We start from the raw sequence: 24,969 nt of genomic DNA on the forward strand, positions 1-24,969 counted from the left end.
GAGCACCGTCTCATGGAAATTCTCATTCGGCCAGACGCCCAAGCCGTAGCCACCCAGGCCGCGGACATCCTCGAGTACTACGTACGTCGCAACGCAACCCTGGGCCTTGCCACCGGCTCTACCCCGAACCCCACCTACCAGGAACTCATTCGCCGGCACAGGGAGGAGGGCCTATCATTTTCCCAGTGCCGCGCCTTCCTGCTGGATGAGTATTACGGCCTGCCGCGTGACCACGAGCAGTCTTACTACACCACTATCCGTAGGGAGTTTACCTCCCATATCGACATCGAAGACAGCGCAGTCAAGTCCCCAGACGGTACAAACGAGGACTTCCAGGCCGCGGTGGAAAGCTACGACCAGGCCATCACCGACGCCGGCGGCGTTGACATCCAGATCCTGGGCGTAGGCACTAATGGCCACATCGGCTTTAATGAACCTTCCAGTTCCCTTAACTCCGTCACCCGCATCAAGACCCTGCACCCGCAGACCGTGGCGGACAACGCTCGCTTCTTCGATTCCAAGGATGACGTCCCGCACCACGTGCTCACCCAGGGGCTGGGCACCATTCAGCGCGCACGCCACCTATTGCTGTTAGCCACCGGCGAGGGCAAGGCCGATGCGGTCCAGGCCCTGGCGGAAGGCCCGCTGTCTGCGATGTGCCCCGCTTCCATCCTGCAGTGGCATCCACACGCCACGGTGATCGTCGATGAAGCCGCCGCCTCCAAGCTGGCCAACACCGACTACTACCGCTACACCGACGCACACAAGCCGGAAGGCCAGCCCCACTAAGGTTAGATGGCCCTTAAGCCCTGAGCTCTCGCTGACAAACGCCCCTAACAGGGGCGTTTGTCATACCCCCACTCGGCGTTGCCCTCCCCCGCTCACTTGGGTTGGCCCAAGGGCAATATCGCACGCCACTTTTAGGCGCCTGGGGCTTTACCACCCTGATCCTCGATGATGAATTCCTTGAGCTCATCGGCCACCTGGGCTGGAATACGCACGTCGAGGTAGGTTCCGTCCTCCGTGTACTTCTCATCGCGCACGGTGCCTTCCGAGTGAACCCGAGAGACCACATCGCCACGGGTGAATGGGACAAGCAGCTGCACATGGGAGTCTAGGGAATTGAGGAATAACTCAACGCGGGCGGTGAGCTCATCGATCCCCTCGCGGGTGTGAGCGGAGACAAAGACCAGGTTGTCGCGGTCTAGCACATGGCGAATCTCGGCCAACACCAGCGGATCCGCCTGGTCGATCTTGTTAATCACGACGATTTCCGGCGGAGCGTCCTGCCCCGTTTCCTTCACGATGTCATAGATGACCTTGTTGACCGCCTCGATCTGCTTGAGCGGAAACGGATCGGATCCATCCACCACGTGCAGCATTAAATCGGCGGCGAGGACTTCTTCCAGCGTCGATTTAAACGCCTCAATCAACTGCGTGGGCAGGTGGCGCACGAACCCAACCGTATCGGTAAACACCACGGACCGCCCGTCACCCAGCTTGGCGCGCCGGGTAGTTGGATCGAGCGTCGCGAAAAGCGCATCTTCCACCAGCACGCCCGCGCCGGTCATTGCATTAATCAGGGAAGACTTGCCGGCGTTCGTGTACCCAGCAATGGCGATTTGCGGGATGGTTGAGGATTGGCGCTGGGAGCGTTTTACCTCACGGGCCGTCTTCATGCCTCGCAATTCTTTGCGCAGCCGCGCCATCTCCGTGCGGATCCGGCGTCGATCAGACTCAATCTTGGTCTCACCGGGGCCACGCAGACCAACGCCTCCGTTGGAGCCGGCCCGGCCACCGGCCTGGCGCGAGAGGTTGCCGCCCCAACCGCGGGTGTGCGTGTAGAGGTACTCCAGCTGGGCCAGGGAGACTTGAGCTTTACCCTCTTTGGACTTCGCGTGCTGGGCGAAAATGTCCAGAATCAGCATGGTACGGTCGATGACCTTGGTGTTGAGCTCGCGCTCGAGCGCGGAGAGCTGGCCCGGGTTAAGCTCGCCGTCGCAAATGACGGTATCGGCACCCGTGGCCTCGACTATATCGCGCAATTCCTTAACCTTGCCGGACCCGATGAAGGTACCCGAATCAGGCTTATCGCGCTTCTGGTAGAGCATCTCCACTACCTCGGCGCCTGCGGTTTCCGTAAGCGCGGCTAACTCATCCATGTTGGCTTCGACTTCGGCGATGCTGCCTTCGGTCCACACGCCAACCAGGATCACCTGTTCAAGTCGCAGCTTGCGATACTCGACCTCGTAGCCATCCGTTGTATCTTCCGCGCGGATGGAGGTATCACGGGTTATGCGGCGAAACGCGTTACGCTCGGCAAGATCCAATTCACCGGTTGTGGGGTCACCCGCGCTTGCGCCGGCCGCGGGAGCCCCCTCGCGCTGGCGCTGCGGGGCGTTGTCTTTGAATGCCTGGGCAAGCAACTTGTCACGCTCTCGCTCCACCGAGGAGGCGTTATCACCCGTGGCGGCCTCGAACGAGGATAAATCGAGAAGGTTGGAATCAGAAGTGTTCGGTTTGTCAGTCATTGACAACCATTCTTCCACGAAAACCGCCTGAAGTTGAGATCCTGCCCATCTGCTTGTAGAGAACACGAACCCGTCCTCAGACAGTGCCCCACCCGCATCCTCGCGCGCACTCCCGGCTCCTTCCCACCGCCCGCGCGCCAAGCTTCGCGGTCCCACCGGGGACCTTTTACCCAATGCGCAATCTTCACTGAGCAATTAGTGCCCATTTCCCTCCTCGATTAGAATGGTCTCCCATGAGCGAAGCACAAGCAGCAAGCACTAATTCCAAGCACGCTGAGATGCAGGCTATCGGCCTTAACTTTTCTACATGGCAGGAAGCCGTAGAGGCGGCCATCTCCACTAATCTGCTGACCGTCACCGGCGAGATTCGCGACGGCCAACTCATCCAGTTCGCTGACCCGTCTGGGGCGCAAATCAACATTCTTGCGGTGGAACCTTTCGCTACCTACATCGGCTTCGAGTCACTCACCCAGAATTTTGCCCACGTCACCATGGTTAATGACGTCCTCGCACTGCTGGAAATCGTTGATGCCAACGGCCGCGATATTGCTCAGGTCACCGCCAATTTGGCCCAGGGACCGCTCCTTGCGGATCTAGATACCCAACAGTGGCAGCAGATTGGCATTACCGCCATGGGCTTGAATGTCGCCTCCTACGACTCGGCTGAGGCCTACGAGGCGGAGTTCGGCACGGCCCCTACCAGCATTCAATCCGCCGGCGCTGACATCGTTAAGTCCGGCTCCGGCTCCGCAGCGCCTAACCCTGGCATCAAGTTTGCCGCGCGCGTCCTCGAAGCCGACTGGCGCCATAACCAGCTCACCGGCGCACGGTTCATGCACGTGGTAGTGGACGGCCCGTTCCCGTTCGACCTGTGCCTGCCCGAATCCTTCGGTGAGCTCCCCGCCAAGGACTCCATCCTGGCCGGCTCCGCTATGCTCACCGCGTCCGTGCTCGTTCCTATGGGCGGTGGCTGCGGCGGCTCTGGCGGCTGCGGGTGCGGCTCAGGCGGCTGCGGCTGCCATTAACCCGAAGCCGGGCACACGCGGGTAAAAAGGCTAGGCCGCCGGCGGCTACGTCTAGCAGTGCCCGCCCGAACACGAACCAATTCAACGTCCGCGGTTCACAGGTCGCCAGCCGGGCCCAGTAACCTGGGGTGCCGCGGAAGTAGACAACCAAGCAGAAGACACGGAAAGGATGCGCCACCATGAACCCTCCTTTTCCCGATTCCCCACAGCAGCGCAAGGCTATAGCCTATGCCCTGGTGGTTCTAGCCGCGGTTATCTTGATTGCGGTGCTGAAGACTTCTGGATTCATCATCGCTCTCATTCTTGCCGGCGTTGCCTGGTTGATGGTTAATTCCCGCCCCGATGCCTCGGAGCATAAGGCACTGCGTTCGTCCATCCGCCTGTCGGCGGAGGATATCGCGGATGTGATGCAGCAGTATGAGGATTTTAGGGAAAGCGCAGACATTGATTCCGTTACTGATCGCACCCTTCACCGCCCGGCCTTGATGGATACAGATTGCGACCATCCTGCAGTCGAGGCGTTTCACTACCAGTATTCCTCAGCCAGGCGTTACCTTCGCCGCCTTGAGGCAAAGCTTAATAATCCCCAGCTAGACACCAATGAGCTGGAGAATTTGCTTAAGACTACGGATCACCGCGCCGCGGAGATCCGCGAATGCTGGGTTGAGGCCCGCCGCGCGGCCTACCGCCTAGGCCCCAATTACAAGGATGACAGCGGCGAGCGCTAAGCCTATCCGCCGTCCAAGCCCTCCTCCCGCACCCTACCGGGGCTACCCACCGTCCCCGGCTCCCTAAATTAGTGAGGTCTCCCCCAACGCCACGATCGCGGAGGGCCCCGTGAGAGTGGAACCGTTGTCCGTTAGCTCCACGTTTACCGTGCCGCCTGGAATGTGTACCGTCACCATGCCCGTACCATGGCCGGAATCGGCAAGGGCGGCGCGCGCAGCCGCGACGGTACCGGTGCCACAGGAGCGAGTCTCCCCCACGCCGCGTTCAAAGACGCGCATGTGCACCTCGCCGTCATCCAGTGGGGTAAGCACTTCAACGTTGACCCCTTGAGGGAAGAATTCCTTATCGTATTCAGGCTGCTCAAAGGCCATGGACGCGAGCTTGTCGGCGGTGAGCCCCGGGATGACCGCCGCCAGATGGGGATTGCCCATGTCCACGCCCAGCCCGGCAAACCTTTCCCCAGCCATCGAGGCGGTGGACAGGCCCAGGACTTCCGCGGGACCCATTTCCACGGTAACCTGGGCTTTTTCATCATCGAAGCTGTGGACGGTCACCGGCTTAGCGCCGCCGCGGGTGCCGATGGTGAAAGTGTCCGAATCCACTAATCGACGAGAACGTACCCAATGAGCGAAGACGCGGGTGCCGTTGCCGCACATCTCCGCGATGGAACCATCCGCGTTGCGGTAGTCCATAAACCAGTCATCTTCAGCCACACCTTTCGCTAAAGCGTCGATCTCGCCGTTGCGCACCATAGCCCCGGCGCGCACAACGCGCAGTAGCCCGTCCCCACCAATGCCGGCGCGGCGGTCGCATAGCAGTCTCACCTGCTCGGGGCTTAAGGGGGTGTTCGCCTCGTGGTCTTCGATGATCACGAAGTCATTTTCGGTGCCATGTCCTTTTGCAAACTTCATGGCTCCCAAGTCTAGCGACCGGGCCGCTCAATGGCGGACATTGCTTGGCTGGCGGTATCCCCCGCAGCATCCAGCCAGGTAATGCGCTTGTCGCGGTTGAACCAGGCGCGTTGGCGGCGCACGTAGCGCCGCGTGCCGGTAATGGTGCGCTCTACCGCCTCATCCCAGGTCAACTGCCCCGCCTGTGCCTGGAATACCTGCGCGTAGCCTATAGCCCGCCCGGCTGTGGATTCCGCGGTAAGTCCCTGCGATTGGAGACGTTCTACTTCATCCACCAGCCCGCGCTCAAACATTTGCTGGGTGCGTAATTCGATGCGTGGGTTGAGCCATTCGGACTCGGTACGCAGCCCGAGCAGGCGGGTCCCCCAGCGCGGCGGCGCGTCCTTGGGCGGTTGGGAGGCCTTGAAGGGTTGGCCCGTGAGCGTGATGACCTCGAGCGCGCGGACGGTGCGGCGCGGATCTTTGTCCTCAATGATGGCGGCCGCATCCGGGTCTACCGCAGCCAATTCAGCGTGTAGCGCATCTACGCCAATCTCTTTCAGGCGGGATTCAAATTCAGCGCGCACCGAGGGGTCTGTGGGCGGGAATTGCCAATCGTCGATGAGGGACTGCACATAAAGCATGGAGCCGCCAACCAGGATGGGCACGTTGCCGCGTTCCATGATTGCCTCCACGTCCGCGATGGCGCTCTGCTGGTACCGCGCGACCGACGCCGTCTCCGTTACCTCCCATACATCCAATTGATGGTGAGGGATCCCTTCGCGTTCGTCGACGCTGAGCTTGGCGGTGCCGATGTCCATCCCGCGGTAGAGCTGCATCGAGTCAACGTTGACTACCTCGCCGTCGAGCCGGTGGGCTAGCGCAATGCCCAGGGCCGATTTGCCTGAGGCCGTGGGCCCAACTATCGCAATGGGACGCAACTTGGGAGTGCTCATATTTTAGTTCTCCTCCATAGACGGGCGGAAGGTCCAGTGCGCGACGTAGCGGCCCACGCCCAAGCCACCGTCTGATTCTAGAAGCTCACGTGAGGTGGCGTGGCGGGCGAGCTCGGCCAGCTCGGCCCACGGCGTGGGGTCCAAGACGCCGGCCTCATGCAGGCGCTGATGGTCAAACGGTTCCCGGTTTGTGCCGCCCAGCAGATTCTGGCACCAGGCGTGTGCCCACGCGCCGGTGGAAACCAAGGTCAAGGGCGCGCGCATCGTCAGGCCCGCGGATCCATCGGCCACGACGATGCATAGGGTATCGGCTTCCTCCGGGGCCCTACCCAATCCGGTTTCCCCCAGTACTGAGCGTGCTGAGTTCGCGACGCGGACGCAGCTGGATTCAAGGCCGAGTTCTGCAAGGACGGGATCTATCACGTAACGCGCCACGAGCTCCGGCAGGTAATTTCCCCCGGATACCGCCGTGCGCTTGGCGCCCCAGGCGCGAAAGCTGCCCGTATGGGCCGTGTAATCCTTCCTGTTGGGTCGGTAAATTATATGCACCTTGTTAGCCCCTCCCGCCAGAGCCTCAAAAACGGCGCGGCGCGCGGCAGCCACCATCGATTGGCCCGCGCTATCCTGCGGGACCAATTCTTCTACTAAGGCCGGGGAACCGGGAATAACTACAAGATGTTTCATCGGGGTCCTATCTTAGTGCTCCGAACCGAAATCAATGAACGTAGATATCACGCGCGCTCGAGGAAAACTGTAGAGTTAATGGGAAGAGTGTGACTCGCCACACGTACCCCGGTGTATCCCCGGCGGCGGTTATATTCCGATGACTAAGGCAGCCGTGTCGCGCGGCGAATGTTTTCCTCGAAAGGAACGGTGAACCCCACCATGACCCCTTCCACCCCTACCCCTGGCAACATGCCGAAGCCGGGTCCTCGCCCGGGCCCTCGCCCCCAGGCCACGACCGGAGCGCCTACCCCATCCCCTGTACCGGTGGCCCATGGTGCTAAGAGCGACCCATCCAAGTGGGGCCGCGTAGATGAGGATGGCACCGTCTACGTCAAGACCGCCGACGGCGAGCGTGCGATTGGCTCGTGGCAGGCCGGCACGCCTGAGGAAGGCCTCGCCCACTACGGCCAGCGTTATGATGACCTGTCCACCGAAATTGAACTGCTCGAGGCGCGGCTTACCGCACATTCCGGGGACGCGGCGCAGATTAAGAAAACGGCCGAAGAGCTCCGTGGGTCCCTTCCCACCGCCTCCGTCATAGGGGATATCGACGCGCTCGATAAGCGCCTCGAAAAAGTAATCGAACACTCCGAAACCGCCGGTGAAGAAGAAAAGCAGAACAAGGCTCGCCGCCGCGAGCAGGCAGTTGCGGCCAAGGAAAAGCTCGCCGCGGAGGCGGAAGATTTAGCCGAGAATTCCACCGAGTGGAAGGCCGCGGGTGACCGCATCCGCGCCATTTTGGAAGAGTGGAAGCAGATCAAAGGAATCGATCGCAAAACTGACGATGCCCTGTGGAAACGCTACTCCCATGCGCGCGACGCGTTTAACCGCCGCCGCGGCTCCCACTTTGCCGAGCTGGATCGGGGACGTGCGGCGGCCCGCAGGAAGAAGGAAGAGCTCGTAGAGCGCGCCGTGGCGCTGCAGGATTCCACCGACTGGGGCAATACCGCGCGTGCGTATCGTGAACTCATGGCCGAATGGAAGGCCGCCGGCCGCGCCCAGCGAGAGATTGATGACAAGCTGTGGGCGCAATTCCGCGGCGCCCAGGACCACTTCTTTGCGGCACGCAACGCGGTCAACGATGAGCGGGACCGCGAATTTGAGGCCAACGCCCAGGCCAAGGATGCGCTGCTCGCCGAGTACGACCCCCAAATTGACCCGTCCAAGTCCATAGAGGCGGCCAAGGCCAAGCTTCGCGAATTGCAGGAAAAGTGGGAAGAAATTGGCTATGTTCCGCGCAATAAGGTCCGCGAGTATGAGGACAAGATCGCCGCGGTAGAAAAGCGCGTCGCCGACGCGGAAGAATCCGAGTGGCGCAAGACCGATCCAGAGGCCCAGGCCCGCGTGGCCCAATTCACCGCCAAGGTCGAGGAGTTCAACGCCCAGGCTGAGGCCGCCGAGGCTAAGGGCAACGCCAAGAAGGCCGCGCAGTTGCGCGAGCAGGCCGCCCAGTGGCAAGAGTGGGCCAACACCGCAGCCGCGGCACTAGAAAGCTAATCATTTCGGCGTTAGAGAGTTGAGTATCAGTCAACCGCACCTCGTTCAGTTCGAATCCCCCTCCCCAGGCGTGGTCAACGCCGGGGGCTGGGAGCCCTCGGACGCGGTGCGGACCTTCGTTTTCATGGCAAACCTCGCGGCCCAGGAGGCCAGCGGGGATCCCGCCGCGTCCTCATCCCCTGAGCGAGTGGTCCACCGGCTGAAGGGCTCTACCGAGTCACGCACGCTCCTTTTCGGGGTAGTTGACGGCCCCGCGCCATTGGGTGAAGTTAGCGAGTTAGGCCTACCGCTCATCGCCACGATCAACAGTGAGCATGCCTATGATTTTGTCTCCTTTATCCACCTAAGCCTTCCGCTCATCGAGGAAAAGGAGAATGCGGATATAGAATGCGTCCTCGACGTGGACTACCTGCCCATGCCTGGCGAGGCACTCGACGCTGAGGGGCTTGAGGTAGCCCGCTGGACAGTGGCCGCCGCCGAGCGCCTTGCCGTGCAATTGGGCCGCAGCATTCTTCAGACCGGCATCCTCCACCCCGCGGGCACGCCGGCGACCCACGACCCGCTCGCCGCCGTCTTCGCCGAGGCCGGATACGAACACAAGCACACCGAGCATCAACTGCAGCTCAAAATCCCGGACTCCCCCGCAGTCCCCATGCTCACCAACGACTTGAGCATAGAAGTCTGGCCGGACTATGACATCCCCGATTCATACATCGACCAGGTCCTTGAGCTGCTTACCGTGGCCTCCGTCGATTCCATCCAGGGGGAGCTATCCACCGAACCCATCTGCTGGACCCGCCAGCGCCTGAACGAAGCCCACGGAAGGCTACGGGACCGCAAGGCCCACACGCTCATGGTGGCGCTGATAAACCGAGCTAACGACACTGTCTTGTCACTCACCGAATTGGGCCGCCACGCGGTTGCGGATCCTCAGGTGAGCGAGTGGACGATTACCGTCACGCGCCGGGACAGCCGGAAAAGGGGGTTCGCCACGCTCGCTAAACTGGGCGCGCTTGCCGCCGTACCTCGATACTGGCCAAACGTGACGAAGAGCTACTGCTCCGTGGCAGAAAAAGAGCCCGCCATGAACGCCATCTATAGGCATCTGGGGGCTTGTGGGATTTCTACATCGTCCGCGTGGGAGAAACGAATTAATCAGTGTTAGAGTTGCGGTGGCGTTCGGCCGCGCGCTTGCGGCGGTCGTCGATGAGCAGTGGGTTCTCCCCTTGCTGGGCGGCCGAGCCATAGCTGGATTGGATGATTCCCACCTCATCGAGCTGAGGACCCGCTTCACGCACTCGTTGTTCTACCGCAATCTGATCCGGGTTGCGCCGCAACGCGACCAACGAGTATGTCACGGTGGCAATAAGCGCCGAGGCCATGCCCAGGTACAGGCCGAATTGGACCGAGTACGGTGAGGTTTCGCGCATCCAATACACGAACACGCTGCTGACAAAGGCTACGGTCACCATCATCCACGCTGCCAAACCGAATGCGGCTCGGCGGGTGATGAGCACGAGCGAAGTCAGAATGCCCATGCCCACCAGCATCAGGAGCATGTAGATGGTTTCCGGCAACGTGATACCCGCCTCTCGCGCCGGAGAGGTGCGGAACAAAAACTGCCACGCGGCAAGGCCCGCGGCGTGCGGGAGAAGCAAGGAAATCACATACAGGCCCAAGGCTACCGCTAACGCGATGGCGGATCCGCCAAGCTGCATGCTCTTGGCCGCGTCGCGGACCTCATCGCGAGGCTTTGAACGATGGACCGGTGGGGTACCGGCCGGATTATCTTCTGGATTGGATGTGCTTTTAGAAGTGCTCACGCAAGCTCACACTACCCTTTCTCACCGATGAGCAACGGTAACAATCGAGTCCCTAACAGCAACCACCGGTGCCGCAAGACTGCGCACCCGCAGACTTATCCTCTCGCGGCGCCCCGATCTGCGGCAGGCCCAGCCCCACGCCAACCGGCGCGGTTGTAGGGGTTTTACCTTCGGCGGACATGTCGCCCGCCTTGGTTTGGCGGTGGTTGGTGACGCCACCATCGGCCACCAGGAAGAAGGATCCCGCCGAGGTCACCGTGGTGGTAACCACATCGCCGGGGCGAATCGCCTCTGAGATGTCCTTGCCGGAAGCGTCCGCCGGGGAGAAATGCACCAGGCGGCCATCGCGTGCGCGGCCGGTCAGGCGGTGGGTCTGGCCATTCTTGCGGCCGCCTTCGGCCTGAACCAAAAGCTCAACCTCGGCGCCGACTTGTTTGGCGTTCTCCTCCGCGGAAATGCGGTCCTGCAGGGCGACGAGGCGCTCAAACCTGTCCTGTACCACGTGCTTTGGAATTTGCTGTTCCATCTCCGCGGCCGGGGTCCCCGGCCGCGGGGAGTATTGGAAGGTAAAGGCGGAGGCGAACCGGGCGCGTTCGACCACATCCATCGTGGCTTGAAAGTCCTCCTCGGTCTCTCCAGGGAAGCCGACGATTATGTCAGTGGTGATAGCCGCGTGCGGAATCTTCTCCCGCACCTCATCCAGAATGGCCAGGAACTTCTTGGAACGGTAGGACCGGCGCATATCTTTTAGCACCTTGTCAGAACCTGACTGCAATGGCATATGCAACTGAGGGCAAACGGCCGGGGTCTGCGCCATTGCGTCAATGACATCGGAGGTAAATTCCGCGGGGTGCGGAGAAGTAAAGCGCAGCCGCTCGAGCCCCTCTATCTTTCCTACCTCGCGCAGGAGTTTGGAGAAAGCAAACTTGTCACGCGGCAACTCAGGATCTGCGAAATGCACACCGTAGGAATTAACGTTTTGCCCCAGCAGCGTAATTTCAGTAACGCCCTGCTCCACAAGGGCTTCCACCTCAGCCAAGATGTCACCCGGGCGGCGGTCTTCTTCCTTACCGCGTAGAGAGGGGACGATGCAGAACGTGCAGGTGTTGTTGCAGCCCACGGAGATGGAAACCCATCCGGAATATGCGGATTCACGCTTTGCGGGAAGAACAGAGGGAAAGGCCTCAAGCGCGTCAACGATTTCGATTTGTGCCTTGCCGTTGTGGCGGGCCCGTTCAAGGAGCGCCGGCAGTGCCCCCATGTTGTGCGTGCCAAAGACGGCATCCACCCACGGCGCGTTGGTTAAGACGGCCTCCTTGTCTTTTTGAGCCAAGCAGCCACCCACAGCGATCTGCATGCCGGGGTGATTCTCTTTGGTCTTTTTCAAGGAGCCCAGCGTGCCATACAGGCGCTTGTCCGCATTGTCACGAACTGCGCAGGTGTTAAATACCACAAGGTCAGGCTCAGCACCATCGGCCGCAGCGGCATATCCAGCCTCCTCCAGGAGGCCAGAAATCCGCTCAGAATCATGCACATTCATCTGGCAACCGAAGGTACGGACCTCAAACGTCCGAGGCCTCTCCCCATTGCCGGTGACCGAGTCTGCGCCCGCCGTCCCCTCCGCGGACATCGGGCCGGCGGAGTTATGCGGATTCGTAACTAGCTGGTTTCGTTCTTCATGCACGGGTAGGTAGTTTATCTACCCCCGTCGACTAATGCGAACCAGGAAAATCGGGGTTTGCGCGGCACGTGACGTGGGAGTACCTGCCTGTGGGCCGTCTAAGGGATGTTCGTTACCAACTCGTTACATTGTTTAAATTCAAGTGCAGCCTTAAGACATTATTATCTCCTTCATGATCCAAACCACAAGCAAAGGGGTGATGTGAATTGAGTAACGACTCGATGATTAGCATCAGCAATGTTGAGAAGTACTTCGGTGACTTCCACGCTCTCAAAAACATCAACCTCGAGGTCGCTCGTGGCGAAGTAGTGGTAGTCCTGGGCCCGTCCGGTTCAGGTAAGTCCACCATGTGCCGCACCATTAACCGCCTTGAAACCATCGAGCAAGGCACCATCGCCATTGACGGCAAGAAGCTACCTGAGGAAGGAGCCGAGCTAGCGAAACTACGCGCTGACGTGGGGATGGTATTCCAACAGTTCAACCTGTTTCCCCACCTGACCATTCTGGACAACGTCACTTTGGGCCCTATCAAGGTGCGCAAGATAAAGAAAAAGGAAGCGGAGGAAAAAGCCCTACAGCTTCTGGATCGCGTCGGCATCGCACACCAAGCGGAGAAGTATCCCGCTCAGCTCTCCGGCGGTCAACAGCAGCGCGTGGCAATTGCCCGAGCGCTGGCGATGGGGCCGAAGGTCATGCTTTTTGATGAGCCAACCTCTGCCCTGGATCCCGAAATGGTCAATGAAGTCTTGGACGTCATGACCGATCTAGCCAAGGAAGGCATGACCATGGTCGTGGTCACGCATGAGATGGGCTTCGCCCGTCGCGCCGCTGACCGCATCGTGTTCATGGCCGATGGAGAAATTCTCGAGGACACGGACCCCGAGTCCTTCTTCACTAATCCTCAGTCCGAACGCGCTAAGGATTTTCTCGGCAAGATCCTGTCCCACTAAACCACCCACCCGTAATTTCCAGAGATTGTCCTCTGTACCTCACATCAGGAGAAACCCCATGACCCGTTCCATTACCCGTATCGCTGCTTCCGTAGCCGCCCTGGCCGCATCCGGCTCCCTGCTTGTCGCGTGTGGCGGCGGCGAAGAGTCCGCTTCCGAATCCCTGCTGGGCGCTATCGAATCCGGCAACGTTACGCTTGGCACCAAGTTCGACCAGCCAGGCCTTGGCCTCCGAGGCCCAGACGGCGAGCTCTCCGGCCTCGACGTTGACGTGGCCGAGTACGTTGTCAACCACATTGCCGAGGCTAACGGCTGGGAGGCCCCAACCATCGAATGGAAGGAAGCGCCTTCCGCTCAGCGCGAAACCCTCATTCAAAATGGCGAGGTAGACGCGATTGCGGCGACCTACTCCATTAACCCGGGGCGTTCCGAGTCCGTAAACTTTGGTGGCCCTTACTTGCTTACCCACCAGGCACTGCTCGTGGGCGCTGACAATTCTGACATCACCGGCCTTGACGGCCTGGATGGCAAGGTTTTGTGCTCGGTGACCGGCTCCACCCCCGCCCAGAAGGTTAAAGAAGCCCTGCCGTCCGTGCAGCTCCAGGAGTTTGACACCTACTCCTCCTGCACCGACGCGCTGGCTAACGGAACCGTTGACGCCATGACCACTGATGCAACCATCCTCAACGGTTACGCCGCTCAGTACGAGGGCGAGTTCAAGGTAGTCAAGCTTGAGCAGGATGGCGAACCATTCACCAACGAGTACTACGGCATTGGCCTTGCCAAGGATGACACGGAGGGAACCGACGCCATCAACGCCGCCCTGGATGAGATGCACTCCTCAGGAAAGTTCGATGAATTTGTTTCCGCCAACCTGGGCTCCGGCGATGAGATCCAGCCCGGTACCGCAGGAGACCTCTCCTTCCTCGAGTCCTAAAGCCGGCCGGCGCTCGTAAGGAGCGCAAACACCCGGCCTTAAAGGTCTCTTGCCGAGTACTTGACCCGCTCTTACCTCACGCGCGGTTACGGTGCTCCCGTGCCCCGGTACCGCGGTTCAGTGGACCGGGGCACGTGACATTTATTCTTAAAAAGTTTTACTGGAAGTGGGTTACATCTCATGAACTCCATGTGGGAATCGCTGGGCCCCGAACTCTGGCCCGCATTCTGGCTGACCATTAAGCTGACCTTCTGGTCCGCGATTGGTTCTTTGATCCTTGGCACAATCCTTACAGCCATGAGGGTCTCCCCCGTTGGCATCTTGCGCCGCATCGCCACCTTCTACATCACCACGGTGCGAAACACCCCGCTGACGTTGGTGCTGCTGCTGTGCTCCTTCGGCCTCTACCAGAACTTAGGCCTGATGCTAGCCTCCCGCGAATCCGATACGTGGCTGGCCGATAATAACTACCGCCTGGCAATTTTGGGCTTCGTCCTTTACACCTCATGCTTTGTGGCGGAATCACTGCGTTCTGGAATCAACACCGTCGACTTTGGGCAAGCCGAAGCAGCACGCTCTTTAGGACTCAACTTCGGCCAGACATTCTCCGCAATCATTTTCCCTCAAGCAGTTCGCGCGGCAATCGTGCCATTGGGCAATACCCTGATTGCACTGACGAAGAACACCACGGTTGCATCCGTTATCGGCGTTGCCGAGGCGTCCTTGCTGATGAAGTCCACCATTGAGTTCCACGCTAACCAACTGTTCCTCATCTTTGGAATTTTCGCGCTGGGATTCCTCATCCTGACCTTGCCCATGGGCGTGGGACTCGGCGCACTGGCTAATAAACTGGCGGTGAAGAAATAATGAGCGTACGCGCAACTGTTTTATATGACACCCCCGGCCCGAAGGGTCGCCGCAACAACCGCATCTACACCGTCATCACCGCGGTGGTTCTCCTAGCGCTCATCGCCTGGGTACTGAAAACCCTGAATGACAAGGAGCAGCTGCGAGCCGAGCTGTGGACCCCATTCCTTGATGGCCGCACATGGACCACCTACCTGCTTCCCGGCCTGCGCGGAACGCTATTATCGGCCGCCTTGTCTATTGTCCTCGCCTTTATCTTCGGCGTGGTCATGGGCCTGGGGCGCCTATCCCAGTTCAAGTTCGTGCGCATTATTTGCGGCGTAATCGTGGAATTCTTCCGCGCGATCCCAGTTCTGCTGCTGATGATCTTCGCTTACCAGCTCTTCGCCGTCTACGATGTAGTTCCCTCCCGCCAACTGGCATTTTCCGCAGTAGTCTTCGCGCTAACCCTTTATAACGGATCCGTTATCGCCGAAATCCTGCGTTCTGGCATTCAGTCTCTTCCCAAGGGCCAGACTGAAGCCTCCAAGGCTCTGGGACTTTCCCACAACCAGACCATGTACAAGATTCTCTTGCCCCAGGCAATCGCCTCCATGCTCCCGGCCCTGATTGCGCAGATGGTCATCGCCTTGAAGGATTCCGCGCTGGGCTACCAGATTGGCTACGTCGAGTTGGTCCGCAACGGAACCAACATTGCATCCGTCAACCGCAACTACCTGGCATCCCTCATCGTGGTGGCAATTATCATGATCCTCATCAACTGGGGACTGACCCTCTTGGCCGAGCGAATCGAACGCCAACTGCGCGCTGGCCGCGCCCGCAAGAACATAGTCGCGGCGGTACCTCACGAAAAGGACCAGGGCTTGGACACCAAGGACAACGTCAACGTTGACTGGCATGCTGAGGGGTACACAGAAATCAAGAATCCCGCCCAATAACAGCGACAATGCTCCCGTAGTCTTCGCTTAAGTATTTGGCTAACTGGCCTCCCCGGTGAAGCATTCTGCATCCACCTTCCAGCCCCTTTCACCCACCGCACCGCGGTTCGGTGAGAGGGGCCTTTGCTTGCCCCCTGCCTGCTTTTCCACGCGCGAAGCATCGCCGGCCTACCCGGCCCTAATCCGTAAAAATCACCATGCGGCGCCGTGTCCGGTGCCCTCCCGTATATTTCTCCGGGGCTGAAAAATATGCCGAAGAGTACTTCTAACGCCACTAATTCAAGGAGGCCGGGTTTCCCGCTGCTTAAGGTCAACGGGGGAATTGACTCAGTAATAAACCGTCTCCTTCTACTTAGTCATTGAACTAAGGCAAAAAGCGGAGCCGGCCGCGGGCAAGCCATTGACGTCCATGAACCCGAAAACCTTTGTGGGGTTCAACCCCACCGCAGCACCACGCCGCCGACGAGAGCTATTAAGCGCAGTTGCGGCAACGAGGTGTTAAGCACCGGTAAGTATTCGCCTCAGATTCAAGCGTCCCCTTGCCCACCGCGCTTGATGCACAAAATCTTCCGCCTAGAACCAATCCGAGCCGCTAGTCGCTAGGGAGATGCCCCGTGCGAAATGGGGGTTGTTGGAACCGGTAGTCTGCGTTGTTGGTACCACTGTTGGGCGTAGTTGGTACTGAGGGGGTTCGTTTTGAAGATTGGAATCGGCGTCGCCGTAATCCTGCGGTGGCGTGTCTGGTTCTTTTCTTTGAAAAGGAGGCCGTGATGGCTGACCTTTATCGGATTGCGTCGATGCTGCTAGAGCGCAAGACGTATTCCGCAATCACAACCGCGGTGAGGTGTTCTCGTCGTGATGTCGCCCAAGTCAAAAAGCTCCTTGATGACCATGGCGTCACGCAACGTGGGGGCATTCCTCCTGGGTTGTTTGATGACCTTGTCCAGGACCACCGGGGTAATCGGAGTTTGGACTTCGACCAGCCGGACTACAAAGCCATTGCCGATAAGTTGGCGCGCGATTCGAATCAATCCAGGTATGCGCTGTGGTTGGACTACCAGGCTACTGGTGGTGCACCGGATTTGAAGAAGTATGAGTACTCCCAGTTCTGCCGAGGTTTGGCCGCATACGTCAAGGCATCAGGGCTTTCTGGGGTCATTGAGCATGATCCCGGGGCTGAGATGTATGTCGATTGGGCCGGCGACAAAATCCCTATCGTGGATCAAGCCACTGGCGAAATTGGATTCAACGCCAGCGTCTTTGTCGCGATCTTGCCGTATTCATCGTTGCTGTTTGTCAAGGCGTTTCGCGATCAGAAGATGGAACCATGGCTGCAAGCCCATGTCGATGCCCTGGAGTATTTCGGTGGGGTGCCTCAGATGGTCGTGCCAGATAACGCGTCCACGGCGACGTATCGGCCGACGAAGAGATCATCCAAGAGGGTCATTCACCCGCGCTATCAACAGCTCGGCGATTTCTATGACCTGATGATCGTGCCTGCTAGACCCCGCAAACCCAAGGATAAAGCTGGTGTCGAGCGTGCAGTGCAGGTTGCCTATAAGCGGATCTTCTCTTACTTCGCTGGCGAGACGTTCTATCACCTTGATGGCCTCAACGAGGCCATCGCTGAACGGTTAGCCGATATCAACATGGTGATGCGCCGGCCGGATGGGACCACGCGCACCGAACGGTTTGAAACCGATGAGGCACCCACGCTTCGACCACTACCAGCTGATTCATTCATGCAGGTGACATGGAAGAAAGTCAAGGTCGACCGGCACTGGCACATCATGTGCGACTACCAGTATTACTCGGTACCGTTTGGCCTGATTGGCCAGCAGCTGACAGTACGGATGACACCGAGGTTGGTCAGTATCTATAACGGTGAGCAGCTAGTAGCCGAGCATGACCGGATCCATGGCCTGCGCTATCGCTACAGCACAGATCCTGCCCATTCCCCTGATGGAGAGTGTCAGATGGTTTGTGTGTGGGAATCTATCCCGCATAAGGAGATGAGCCAGAATGACAACTATGGCACGACGAGATCCGGCTGATAAGGCCAAGATTGACGCGATTGAGAAAAAGCTTTTAGCCAACCCCGAGATCGCCAAGCTTATTGATCAGCTTGGAACCTCCACTACGGATGCCAATGACCTAGTCAGAGGCATGTTGCAAGCTTCTATCACGCGGGGGTTGGAAGCCGAGATGGACGCTCACCTGGGATACCAGGCTGGTGACCGGGATGGTAAAGCCGCTGCTGGTACGGACAATTACCGCAACGGCTCGTATCCAAAGACTGTTGATTCTAACTACGGGCCGGTCACCGTAGATATCCCCAGGGACAGGGCCGGGACCTATATCCCAACCATGGTCCCTAAAGGATCCAGGCGTTTAACAGACGTCGATGACATGATCGTTAGCCTGTATGCCGGCGGAATGACCATCCGCGATATCCAGCATCACCTGGCCACTGCGATGCGAGTCGATATTTCTCATGAAACCATCTCCGCAATCACCGACGCTGTGCTTGACGAGGTCATGATCTGGCAAAACCGCCAGCTTGACGAGTTCTACCCCGTCATCTTCCTCGATGCGCTACGCATTAAAGTCCGTGACGGCGGCCGAGTGGTCAACAAATCCGCCTACATGGCCATCGGGGTGGACATCGACGGTGTTAAGCATATTCTGGGCTTGTGGATTGCCAAAGAAGAAGGCGCATCGTTGTGGGCGCAGGTATGCTCCAACCTTGCTAACCGCGGCGTACGTGATGTGTTTATCGTCTGCTGTGACGGGCTTAAAGGCCTGCCTGAGGCTATTGAGGCAACCTGGCCAGGCTCAATGGTTCAAACCTGTGTAGTGCATCTGATTCGGGCTGCTAACCGCTGGGTGTCCTACGGTGACCGCAAAGCAGTATCAGCCGCGCTCAAAAAGGTCTACACTGCCCCAGATGAATCCAGTGCTGCTGCAGCCTTGGCAGATTTTGAGGCCTCTGAGCTTGGCGAGAAATACCCAAGGTCAGTCAAGGTCTGGCAGGACGCGTGGGAGCGGTTTGTGCCGTTTTTGCAGTTCCCGCCGGCAGCCAGGAAAGTCATCTATACGACTAATTCCATCGAATCGTTGAACAACGAGTTGCGTAAAGCCACCCGTAACAGGGTGCAGTTTACTAACGATGAATCAGCGCTGAAGACGCTGTGGTTGATGATCTGCAACATTGAAGACAAACGCGCTGCTCGTCGCGATAAAGAAGGAAAACGCGCCTCAGCAACCGCCGGCAGGCTCGTTGAAGGCGCACGAGTTGCTGGCTGGAAACAAGCCATCAACCAAATGGCTGTAGCCTACCCCGAGCGCTTCGACCTATATCTATAAGAAATCAACCCCACACACAAACAACTTGACACGCTCCCCTGATGGCTCCCATGACACCAAGGCGTTAAGCGTCGATGAGGTCGTCAATTGGGCTGGGTCTTTTGGCCCAGCCACCGTCACGGTCATCCGACAGATCATTGAGCTTAATGCTGCCTCACCCGCGCGAGGACTCATTCAGGCACGTAATGTGCTTGCGGCCTTAGGGCGCAAGCACAAATCCGCCACGTTAGAGCCTGCCTGCCAACTCGTCCTTGACCGGGGACTGCGCCCAAACATCAGCGTGCTCAAGCGACTGCAAACCCACGTGCACACCATTGGTGCAACACCACCCGTAGCACAGCCGGCAACAGCCTCGCACGGTGCTGGTGGCAATCACGCACCGGCAGCGATCAGTGAATCCGCAGCTGATACAGATGGGATGCTCATTCGCCCAGCAACCCACTATGAGAACTAGCCCCTTCGAAGAGAAAGGAAGACTTTCATGACCATCACTATTCCTGAAGACATCAGTGCTGACCTGCGGATGTTGCGTATGACCGGGTTTGCGGCGCATTTCTACAACGAAATTAACGCCGACACCGAAGCCCTGGCCACCCCAGAAGAACTCTTCTACAACGCGGTCAAAGCAGCCACCGCAGAACGTAAAGCCAATCGGGTGGCCAAAGCCATCAAAAATGCTGGCTTTCCATACCCCCAAGCCACCATCACGGATCTGATCGATGTCGAAGAGCGCAAACTCAACGTCAACAAGCTTCGCCGACTCACCCGTCAGAACTGGCGCCAAGACTCAGCCAACGTGCAACTTCGTGCCGTGTCCGGAACCGGAAAGACCTACCTTGCCTGCCTGATCGGAGTCGCAGCCTGCCAAAACGGACATAGCGTCACCTATGCCCGCTTCGACAAGCTGCTTGCACAACTGGCCCAACATGACGTCACAAGCCTCGAATACCAAACGATGATGTCAGAACTAGTCAATGTAGATTTGCTGATCCTTGATGATTTCATGACCACGCCGATCGATGCACGAGGTCAGTCGGACCTGTCCACGATTGTATTTGATCGCCACGAACGCCTACCGATGATCATCATCAGCCAATCCACCGCCTCATTCTGGCGCAAACGCATGCCTGATGCCGTCAACGGCGACTCCATCGTCAACCGCCTGGCAACTGGTTACACCGTCCAACTCAACGACTATGACGTTCGAAAGAAGGTCTCACAAGATGCCCTAGATGACGAGTTAGCCAACGGCTAAATCACCAAGCACAAGTCATCAATCATGACGCTGGCCCTGACTCCCCGCCACAGGATCAGGGCCAGCACCACCAGTACCAACAACGTAGAACACTCCAGTACCGACTACAACCAAAGTCAGTACCAACTACGCGGCTTCAACACCCCGGACTTACCCACCCATGGCACGGGGAGACAGCCCACGGCTGCCGTTTGAAATTTCAATACGTAAACGGACCGCGTATTCGGGGGAGCAGCCTGTTCCCCACCAAACGCCCCGTGACTAGGATTCCACGCTGGGGCCTAGTCCCTAAGCTCTTCAATCCTGTTATCCAAGGATTCAATGGCAATCCGCATTGACATGCCCTGATTGAAACCCCTACGGGCCAGCACTCCTACTATGCGCCGCAACGCCTTATCCCGCTCTTTACGGTCCTCGGGCACCTCTTTGACAGTTCGTGCCTTCTTCTCCGCGAGCTTGCGGGCCACCGATTCCTCATCAGCCTCGTCTATCTGGTCAAGCGCAGCCGCGCGATCGGCGGCCGAAACTCCCTTGCGCTTGAGCTCTTGGTCTAATACTCGTGAGGACTTCCCCCTGCGCTCATGACGCTGCCTAACCCACTCTCTGGCAAAGAACTCATCGTTGATGAGCCCCACTGAAGCCAGATCATCTAAGACCAGGTCAATGACTTCTTCATCGAACTCAGCATCAATCAACCGTTCGCGCAATTCATGCCTGGAACGCGCCCGCTGATCTAGAAGTCCCAGGGCGCGCTTGCGCACTTTGGATTTGGCTTGTTCCGCCTCGCGGTCAAACAACCCGCCCCCAGCTTCGCCGGATTCGTAAGCTTCTAGCGCTTGGCGAAGCTGCTCCAGTTTCTCAGGGGCGGGTTGCTGTGACACTTAGTTTCTAATCCTCATCATCGAAGTCAACGTTTGGCACCAAGTCCACGGACTCATCGGTTAGCGGATCATCGGAGCCCGGGACATCCATCGCTACGTCCTCATCGGTGGCTGCCTTCGGTCCAACTCCCAGCTTGGAGAAGATCTTCTTCTCAATCTCATCGGCAAGATCTGGATTATTCTTCAAGAAATTGCGGGCTTTCTCCTTGCCCTGTCCCAGCTGGTCGCCTTCGTAGGTAAACCAGGAGCCGGACTTCTTAATGAAACCATTTTCAACGCCGAGGTCGATGATGGAGGATTCGCGGGAAATGCCCTCCCCGTACATGATGTCAAATTCGGCAATCTTGAATGGAGGGGAAACCTTATTCTTTACAACCTTCAGTTTGGTGCGGTTGCCAATCGCGTCCTGACCATCCTTCAACGTTTGGATACGGCGGATATCGCAGCGCACGGATGCATAGAACTTCAGCGCCTTACCGCCGGTGGTGGTCTCTGGCGATCCGAACATCACGCCGATCTTTTCGCGGAGCTGGTTAATGAAGATCGCAGTGGTGCCCGAGTTGTACAGCGCGCCGGTCATTTTACGCAGCGCCTGAGACATAAGACGGGCCTGCAAACCAACGTGGCTATCGCCCATCTCACCCTCAATTTCAGCCTTCGGGGTAAGTGCCGCCACGGAGTCAATGACAATAATATCGATGGCGCCAGAACGGACGAGCATATCCGCGATTTCCAGTGCTTGCTCGCCGGTATCCGGCTGAGAGACTAGAAGGTTATCCGTGTCCACCCCCAGCAGGCGGGCATACTCTGGATCCAACGCGTGCTCAGCATCGATGAATGCGGCGATACCGCCGGCCTTCTGGGCCGAGGCAATAGCATGAAGCGCTACCGTGGTCTTACCGGATGATTCGGGTCCATAGATTTCAACAATGCGACCGCGCGGGAACCCGCCAATGCCCAAAGCGATGTCAATTGCGGTGTTGCCGGAGGAGATTGCCTGAATAGGCGGGCGTTCGTCATCCCCCAAGCGCATGATGGACCCCTTGCCGAAGTCCTTCTCGATCATTGCCATCGCGGCGTCGAGGGCCTTCTTCCGGTCATCGCCCGCATTAGCCTGGACGGCTTTCTTCTTAGCAGCCATTTGTTCTAATCCTTGATTCGTTGTGATTGTAATTCTGATAGACAGTAAGCGTTCGACCGAGTGAACGGCAGCGCCTTACTTACTTAGACTCCCCAAGCGTACGAAAAGATCCGAAAGCCTGGACAATTCTCCGAGCACGGCTAATACCTGCTCGAAAATCTGGACTCTACCCTAACTAGCATCTCTGACATCCCAGACTAGCCTACACGCACAGTTGTTCGAAATTCCACTCCGGCACGCCAGGGCCTCCGAGGCGAGACATATCAAATACCGCGGGCTGGGTTATCAACCGCAATTTACCGCGCTGACATATCAATCGTTGCACAGGCTTGTTATCTGGACGGCTTGTCGACACCCAACCTGCGCTCCAGCGGCACATCAAAATCCTCACACAACGCTTCCCACACTATGCGCGGATCGACCCCACGTTCGATGAGAGCATCACCGGTATCTCCTAGCATGGCCAGCACATGGGAATGGGAAATCCACTTTCCTTCACTGTCACCAAATTCGTTGGAGATCAGCTCGTGATACTCAGTCAGTCGCATGAGGCAATACTACCGATTCCCCACTCCCCCTTGCAGATGTCCCCCGCCATCACCCGCCATGCCTGCCAGAGGCGGCTTAATCGGCATGACTCAATGCAGAATCATTCCACGACTAGCCACAAAGTTTTTAATACGCGGTACCAAAGAGGGTTTGAAGGGCCTAAGTCAGAGGCTTTGCGTAGCAATCTTGATGGATTCTCGCTTATAAACTCCCCTTCGCCACGGGCGTTTAGATACGCTGCACGCCTAGATGGTGATACGGTACCGGTCATGACAAAGACCTCTGATAGGGCTCGAAGTTCACTTTCACGAACTACAGACGTGGCCTACATCGCCGTCTTTACAGCTGTTGTCATCATTTTAGGATTCGTAGCTATCCCAGTGGGCACCGCTGGAGTACCTATCGTGCTCCAGAATGCGGCAATCATCCTTGCCGGGCTAGTCCTTGGCGCCCGCCGTGGGCTTTTTGTCTCCATCCTGTTTTTACTTTTAGGCCTGATTGGTCTACCCGTGCTATCGGGCGGCCGCTCAGCCCTAGCGGCACTCGCGGGTCCTACCGCAGGTTATCTAGTGGGCTACGTCCTATCCTCTTGGATCGCGGGTCTCATTGCTTATCGTTCCCCGCGCGGCAAGGCCGGGATGACCGCAACGCTGACCCTAGCCGGGTTAGTGGCTACCATTGTCCAACTCATCTTTGGCGCTCTAGGACTCATGCTCCGTTCGGGACTCGACGCGGGGGCAGCCGCAGCAGCCCAGGTTCCATTCCTGCTTCCGGGGGCAGCCAAACTGTTTATCATCGTGGCGATTGCAGTGGCGGTCCATGCCGCTTTCCCGGAGCTCAAGGGGCGCCGTGCCGCACGTTAAATTTGAAAGCGTTTCCGTATGCTTCGATGAGACCACGGTGCTCAAGGACATCAATCTCGAATTAGCAGAGCACCGCATCGGAATTATCGGCGCGAATGGCAGTGGAAAATCCACGCTAACTCGGCTCATCAATGGGCTTAATTTCCCCACTTCGGGAGACGTCCTGGTCGACGGTCTAAACGTGGAACACCATGCGAGGGACATCCGCCGCCAGGTTGGGTTCATCTTCTCCGATGCTGAGAATCAGATAGTTATGCCGACGGTCCGCGAGGATGTAGCATTTTCGCTCCGCCGATTTGCCCTAAGCAAGCGGGAGATCCGCAGCCGCGTTGATGAGATGCTTCACCGCTTTGGCCTGGAGGAGTTCGCTGACACCTCCCCACATGTGCTCTCCGGCGGCCAGAAGCAGCTGCTAGCCCTAAGTTCCGTGCTCATCATGGAACCTTCGCTCATCATTGCCGATGAACCCACCACCCTGTTGGACCTGCGAAACAGGGACCGCTTGGCGCGGGAATTCGCAGCGCTGAAGCAACAACTGATTGTAGTGACGCATGATCTGGACTTCGTGCGAGATTTTGACCGGGTCATCGTAATAGACCGGGGACGCATCGTGGCCGACTCTGACGCCAGGGATGCAATCCAGTTTTATCTGCAGCTCATGCATGATTCTCCGGGGGATAGACTATGAACAATGTCCCGCTCGGCGTCTACGTACCAGGAAACAGCATCATTCACCGCTGCCCTCCGGTGATAAAGCTAGTGGTTTTGCTGATTTTTGTGCTGAGTACGGCCTCATTCATTCGGGATACCATACCGGCGTCTCTATCCTTGTCCATACCGTTGATCGGCATGGCCATAGCCCGTATACCTCCCAGGCTGCTCTTTGGTCAGGTGGGGCCGCCGCTACTCATCTTGATTCCGATCGCTCTGTTTCAATGGTGGGCAGCTGACGGCCAAGCCGCGGCCGTCATGCTCCTGACCGTGCTCGCCGCGATCGCCGCGGCGGTCCTGGTCACGCTTACTACCCGTGTTGAGGCGATGATGGACGCCTTCACCCAGATGCTTGGGCCATTGTCACGAATCGGGTTACCGGTCAACACTATCGTCTTGGCCATGACCCTAACCATCCGCCTGCTCCCGCTCATGATGTCTACTGTCCAAGAGGTACTCGAGGCCCGCAAAGCTCGCGGTGCCAGCTTCTCCTTAACAGCGTTTGGAACACCGGTTGTAATCCGTTCAATCCGCCGCGCCCAGGCCATTGGCGAGGCACTCGCAGCCCGTGGCGTGGGCGACTAACAACAGCAGCAAAAAGCCCGGTGACTAAACGGTAGTCACCAGGCTTCTTCGGTTTTAATTTCTAGGCG

Annotated in this window: 25 protein-coding genes; 16 read left to right on the plus strand and 9 right to left on the minus strand. The window is 58.3% G+C overall.

The genetic code is table 11. The annotated features are described in order from the left end of the window. Positions 1-12: 12 nt before the first annotated feature. Positions 13-789 carry a glucosamine-6-phosphate deaminase gene (gene nagB / locus CENDO_RS06670; protein ID WP_136141340.1) on the plus strand — a complete coding sequence of 259 codons (777 nt, stop codon included), beginning with the start codon at positions 13-15 and terminating at the stop codon, positions 787-789. A 131-nt stretch (positions 790-920) separates the two neighbouring features. Here the strand turns inward: nagB and hflX are convergent, their stop codons facing one another. Beyond that, positions 921-2,531, minus strand: a complete 1,611-nt coding sequence (gene hflX / locus CENDO_RS06675) for a GTPase HflX (protein WP_168707180.1) — start codon at positions 2,529-2,531, stop codon at positions 921-923. A gap of 233 nt (positions 2,532-2,764) precedes the next feature. On the opposite strand from hflX, the gene CENDO_RS06680 reads away from it, so the two are divergent. Both CENDO_RS06680 and CENDO_RS06685 read left to right on the plus strand, forming a co-directional pair. Next, positions 2,765-3,556, plus strand: coding sequence for a hypothetical protein (locus CENDO_RS06680; protein WP_136141341.1), 792 nt, complete (start codon positions 2,765-2,767; stop codon positions 3,554-3,556). Positions 3,557-3,735: 179 nt separating this feature from the next. Further along, positions 3,736-4,284 carry a DMT family transporter gene (locus CENDO_RS06685; RefSeq protein WP_136141342.1) on the plus strand — a complete coding sequence of 183 codons (549 nt, stop codon included), beginning with the start codon at positions 3,736-3,738 and terminating at the stop codon, positions 4,282-4,284. 63 nt (positions 4,285-4,347) lie between these two features. Here the strand turns inward: CENDO_RS06685 and dapF are convergent, their stop codons facing one another. The 3 genes from dapF to CENDO_RS06700 are packed head-to-tail and all read right to left on the minus strand — an operon-like array spanning position 4,348 to position 6,815. Beyond that, complete coding sequence (gene dapF / locus CENDO_RS06690) at positions 4,348-5,196, minus strand: diaminopimelate epimerase (RefSeq protein WP_136141343.1); 849 nt, start codon at positions 5,194-5,196, stop codon at positions 4,348-4,350. Between the two features lie 11 nt (positions 5,197-5,207). After that, entirely contained in the window at positions 5,208-6,131 is a 924-nt protein-coding gene (gene miaA / locus CENDO_RS06695) for a tRNA (adenosine(37)-N6)-dimethylallyltransferase MiaA (RefSeq protein ID WP_136141344.1), read from the minus strand. Between the two features lie 3 nt (positions 6,132-6,134). Beyond that, positions 6,135-6,815, minus strand: coding sequence for a hypothetical protein (locus CENDO_RS06700; protein WP_136141345.1), 681 nt, complete (start codon positions 6,813-6,815; stop codon positions 6,135-6,137). Positions 6,816-7,016: 201 nt separating this feature from the next. Here CENDO_RS06700 and CENDO_RS06705 point away from each other — a divergent pair, with 201 nt between their 5' ends. Both CENDO_RS06705 and CENDO_RS06710 read left to right on the plus strand, forming a co-directional pair. Continuing rightward, complete coding sequence (locus CENDO_RS06705; RefSeq protein WP_136141346.1) at positions 7,017-8,354, plus strand: DUF349 domain-containing protein; 1,338 nt, start codon at positions 7,017-7,019, stop codon at positions 8,352-8,354. 19 nt (positions 8,355-8,373) lie between these two features. Next, the gene (locus CENDO_RS06710) at positions 8,374-9,519 is read left to right on the plus strand and encodes a GNAT family acetyltransferase (RefSeq protein WP_246014198.1); all 1,146 of its coding nucleotides are present in this window, start codon (positions 8,374-8,376) and stop codon (positions 9,517-9,519) included. On the opposite strand, the gene CENDO_RS06715 is transcribed toward CENDO_RS06710, so the two are convergent. Together CENDO_RS06715 and miaB are read right to left on the minus strand one after the other, a co-directional pair. Next, positions 9,506-10,177, minus strand: coding sequence for an Rv2732c family membrane protein (locus tag CENDO_RS06715; protein ID WP_136141347.1), 672 nt, complete (start codon positions 10,175-10,177; stop codon positions 9,506-9,508). The two genes, CENDO_RS06710 and CENDO_RS06715, sit on opposite strands and share 14 nt — an antisense overlap. Positions 10,178-10,229: 52 nt before the next feature. After that, positions 10,230-11,807, minus strand: a complete 1,578-nt coding sequence (gene miaB, locus CENDO_RS06720; protein WP_136142188.1) for a tRNA (N6-isopentenyl adenosine(37)-C2)-methylthiotransferase MiaB — start codon at positions 11,805-11,807, stop codon at positions 10,230-10,232. Positions 11,808-12,079: 272 nt separating this feature from the next. On the opposite strand from miaB, the gene gluA reads away from it, so the two are divergent. The 8 genes from gluA (at position 12,080) to CENDO_RS06760 (ending at position 20,171) form a co-directional block, all read left to right on the plus strand. Further along, the gene (gluA, locus tag CENDO_RS06725) at positions 12,080-12,808 is read left to right on the plus strand and encodes a glutamate ABC transporter ATP-binding protein GluA (RefSeq protein WP_136141348.1); all 729 of its coding nucleotides are present in this window, start codon (positions 12,080-12,082) and stop codon (positions 12,806-12,808) included. A 58-nt stretch (positions 12,809-12,866) separates the two neighbouring features. Beyond that, on the plus strand, positions 12,867-13,745 hold the full coding sequence (locus tag CENDO_RS06730) for a glutamate ABC transporter substrate-binding protein (protein WP_136141349.1): 879 nt from the start codon (positions 12,867-12,869) through the stop codon (positions 13,743-13,745). Positions 13,746-13,925: 180 nt separating this feature from the next. Further along, on the plus strand, positions 13,926-14,612 hold the full coding sequence (locus tag CENDO_RS06735) for an amino acid ABC transporter permease (RefSeq protein ID WP_136141350.1): 687 nt from the start codon (positions 13,926-13,928) through the stop codon (positions 14,610-14,612). Further along, positions 14,612-15,550 carry an amino acid ABC transporter permease gene (locus CENDO_RS06740; RefSeq protein WP_136141351.1) on the plus strand — a complete coding sequence of 313 codons (939 nt, stop codon included), beginning with the start codon at positions 14,612-14,614 and terminating at the stop codon, positions 15,548-15,550. Before CENDO_RS06735 ends, CENDO_RS06740 begins: the two co-directional genes overlap by 1 nt. 770 nt (positions 15,551-16,320) lie before the next feature. Continuing rightward, on the plus strand, positions 16,321-17,604 hold the full coding sequence (gene istA / locus CENDO_RS06745) for an IS21 family transposase (RefSeq protein ID WP_136141352.1): 1,284 nt from the start codon (positions 16,321-16,323) through the stop codon (positions 17,602-17,604). Continuing rightward, positions 17,582-18,916: an IS256 family transposase gene (locus tag CENDO_RS06750; protein WP_210726520.1), complete on the plus strand. Its 1,335-nt coding sequence runs from the start codon at positions 17,582-17,584 to the stop codon at positions 18,914-18,916. The genes istA and CENDO_RS06750 overlap by 23 nt, the downstream gene beginning before the upstream one ends. Positions 18,917-18,941: 25 nt before the next feature. Then, complete coding sequence (locus tag CENDO_RS06755) at positions 18,942-19,370, plus strand: hypothetical protein (protein ID WP_136141353.1); 429 nt, start codon at positions 18,942-18,944, stop codon at positions 19,368-19,370. A gap of 27 nt (positions 19,371-19,397) precedes the next feature. After that, a complete protein-coding gene (locus tag CENDO_RS06760) occupies positions 19,398-20,171 on the plus strand; it encodes an ATP-binding protein (RefSeq protein WP_136141354.1) in 774 nt (257 codons plus the stop codon). Between the two features lie 281 nt (positions 20,172-20,452). Here CENDO_RS06760 and recX read toward each other — a convergent pair whose 3' ends face one another. The 3 genes from recX to CENDO_RS06775 all read right to left on the minus strand — a co-directional run bounded on the left by recX (position 20,453) and on the right by CENDO_RS06775 (position 22,741). Continuing rightward, positions 20,453-21,052, minus strand: coding sequence for a recombination regulator RecX (recX, locus tag CENDO_RS06765; protein ID WP_136141355.1), 600 nt, complete (start codon positions 21,050-21,052; stop codon positions 20,453-20,455). A 7-nt stretch (positions 21,053-21,059) separates the two neighbouring features. Then, on the minus strand, positions 21,060-22,193 hold the full coding sequence (gene recA / locus CENDO_RS06770) for a recombinase RecA (protein ID WP_136141356.1): 1,134 nt from the start codon (positions 22,191-22,193) through the stop codon (positions 21,060-21,062). A gap of 332 nt (positions 22,194-22,525) precedes the next feature. Further along, a complete protein-coding gene (locus CENDO_RS06775) occupies positions 22,526-22,741 on the minus strand; it encodes a DUF3046 domain-containing protein (RefSeq protein ID WP_136141357.1) in 216 nt (71 codons plus the stop codon). Positions 22,742-23,011: 270 nt separating this feature from the next. Between CENDO_RS06775 and CENDO_RS06780 the strand changes: the two genes are divergently transcribed. Genes CENDO_RS06780 through CENDO_RS06790 form a run of 3 tightly spaced genes read left to right on the plus strand, consistent with a single transcriptional unit; the run spans position 23,012 to position 24,901 of the window. Then, a complete protein-coding gene (locus CENDO_RS06780; protein WP_136141358.1) occupies positions 23,012-23,605 on the plus strand; it encodes a biotin transporter BioY in 594 nt (197 codons plus the stop codon). Beyond that, positions 23,592-24,293, plus strand: a complete 702-nt coding sequence (locus CENDO_RS06785) for an energy-coupling factor ABC transporter ATP-binding protein (protein WP_136141359.1) — start codon at positions 23,592-23,594, stop codon at positions 24,291-24,293. The genes CENDO_RS06780 and CENDO_RS06785 overlap by 14 nt, the downstream gene beginning before the upstream one ends. Continuing rightward, a complete protein-coding gene (locus tag CENDO_RS06790; RefSeq protein ID WP_136141360.1) occupies positions 24,290-24,901 on the plus strand; it encodes an energy-coupling factor transporter transmembrane component T family protein in 612 nt (203 codons plus the stop codon). The genes CENDO_RS06785 and CENDO_RS06790 overlap by 4 nt, the downstream gene beginning before the upstream one ends. Positions 24,902-24,969: the final 68 nt, after the last annotated feature.

It is taken from the genome of Corynebacterium endometrii, from assembly GCF_004795735.1.
GTDB classification, from domain to species: domain Bacteria; phylum Actinomycetota; class Actinomycetes; order Mycobacteriales; family Mycobacteriaceae; genus Corynebacterium; species Corynebacterium endometrii.

Excerpts from the sequence above, each read along its gene's own strand:
- dapF (WP_136141343.1), bottom strand. The coding sequence starts at position 5,196 with ATGAAGTTTGCAAAAGGACATGGCACCGAAAATGACTTCGTGATCATC.
- CENDO_RS06685 (WP_136141342.1), top strand. The coding sequence starts at position 3,736 with ATGAACCCTCCTTTTCCCGATTCCCCACAGCAGCGCAAGGCTATAGCC.
- hflX (WP_168707180.1), bottom strand. The coding sequence starts at position 2,531 with ATGACTGACAAACCGAACACTTCTGATTCCAACCTTCTCGATTTATCC.
- miaA (WP_136141344.1), bottom strand. The coding sequence starts at position 6,131 with ATGAGCACTCCCAAGTTGCGTCCCATTGCGATAGTTGGGCCCACGGCC.
- CENDO_RS06705 (WP_136141346.1), top strand. The coding sequence starts at position 7,017 with ATGACCCCTTCCACCCCTACCCCTGGCAACATGCCGAAGCCGGGTCCT.
- CENDO_RS06750 (WP_210726520.1), top strand. The coding sequence starts at position 17,582 with ATGGCACGACGAGATCCGGCTGATAAGGCCAAGATTGACGCGATTGAG.
- CENDO_RS06790 (WP_136141360.1), top strand. The coding sequence starts at position 24,290 with ATGAACAATGTCCCGCTCGGCGTCTACGTACCAGGAAACAGCATCATT.
- miaB (WP_136142188.1), bottom strand. The coding sequence starts at position 11,807 with ATGTCCGCGGAGGGGACGGCGGGCGCAGACTCGGTCACCGGCAATGGG.
- istA (WP_136141352.1), top strand. The coding sequence starts at position 16,321 with ATGGCTGACCTTTATCGGATTGCGTCGATGCTGCTAGAGCGCAAGACG.
- CENDO_RS06735 (WP_136141350.1), top strand. The coding sequence starts at position 13,926 with ATGAACTCCATGTGGGAATCGCTGGGCCCCGAACTCTGGCCCGCATTC.
- CENDO_RS06780 (WP_136141358.1), top strand. The coding sequence starts at position 23,012 with ATGACAAAGACCTCTGATAGGGCTCGAAGTTCACTTTCACGAACTACA.
- nagB (WP_136141340.1), top strand. The coding sequence starts at position 13 with ATGGAAATTCTCATTCGGCCAGACGCCCAAGCCGTAGCCACCCAGGCC.
- gluA (WP_136141348.1), top strand. The coding sequence starts at position 12,080 with ATGATTAGCATCAGCAATGTTGAGAAGTACTTCGGTGACTTCCACGCT.
- recA (WP_136141356.1), bottom strand. The coding sequence starts at position 22,193 with ATGGCTGCTAAGAAGAAAGCCGTCCAGGCTAATGCGGGCGATGACCGG.
- CENDO_RS06680 (WP_136141341.1), top strand. The coding sequence starts at position 2,765 with ATGAGCGAAGCACAAGCAGCAAGCACTAATTCCAAGCACGCTGAGATG.
- CENDO_RS06700 (WP_136141345.1), bottom strand. The coding sequence starts at position 6,815 with ATGAAACATCTTGTAGTTATTCCCGGTTCCCCGGCCTTAGTAGAAGAA.
- CENDO_RS06760 (WP_136141354.1), top strand. The coding sequence starts at position 19,398 with ATGACCATCACTATTCCTGAAGACATCAGTGCTGACCTGCGGATGTTG.
- CENDO_RS06775 (WP_136141357.1), bottom strand. The coding sequence starts at position 22,741 with ATGCGACTGACTGAGTATCACGAGCTGATCTCCAACGAATTTGGTGAC.
- CENDO_RS06730 (WP_136141349.1), top strand. The coding sequence starts at position 12,867 with ATGACCCGTTCCATTACCCGTATCGCTGCTTCCGTAGCCGCCCTGGCC.
- CENDO_RS06740 (WP_136141351.1), top strand. The coding sequence starts at position 14,612 with ATGAGCGTACGCGCAACTGTTTTATATGACACCCCCGGCCCGAAGGGT.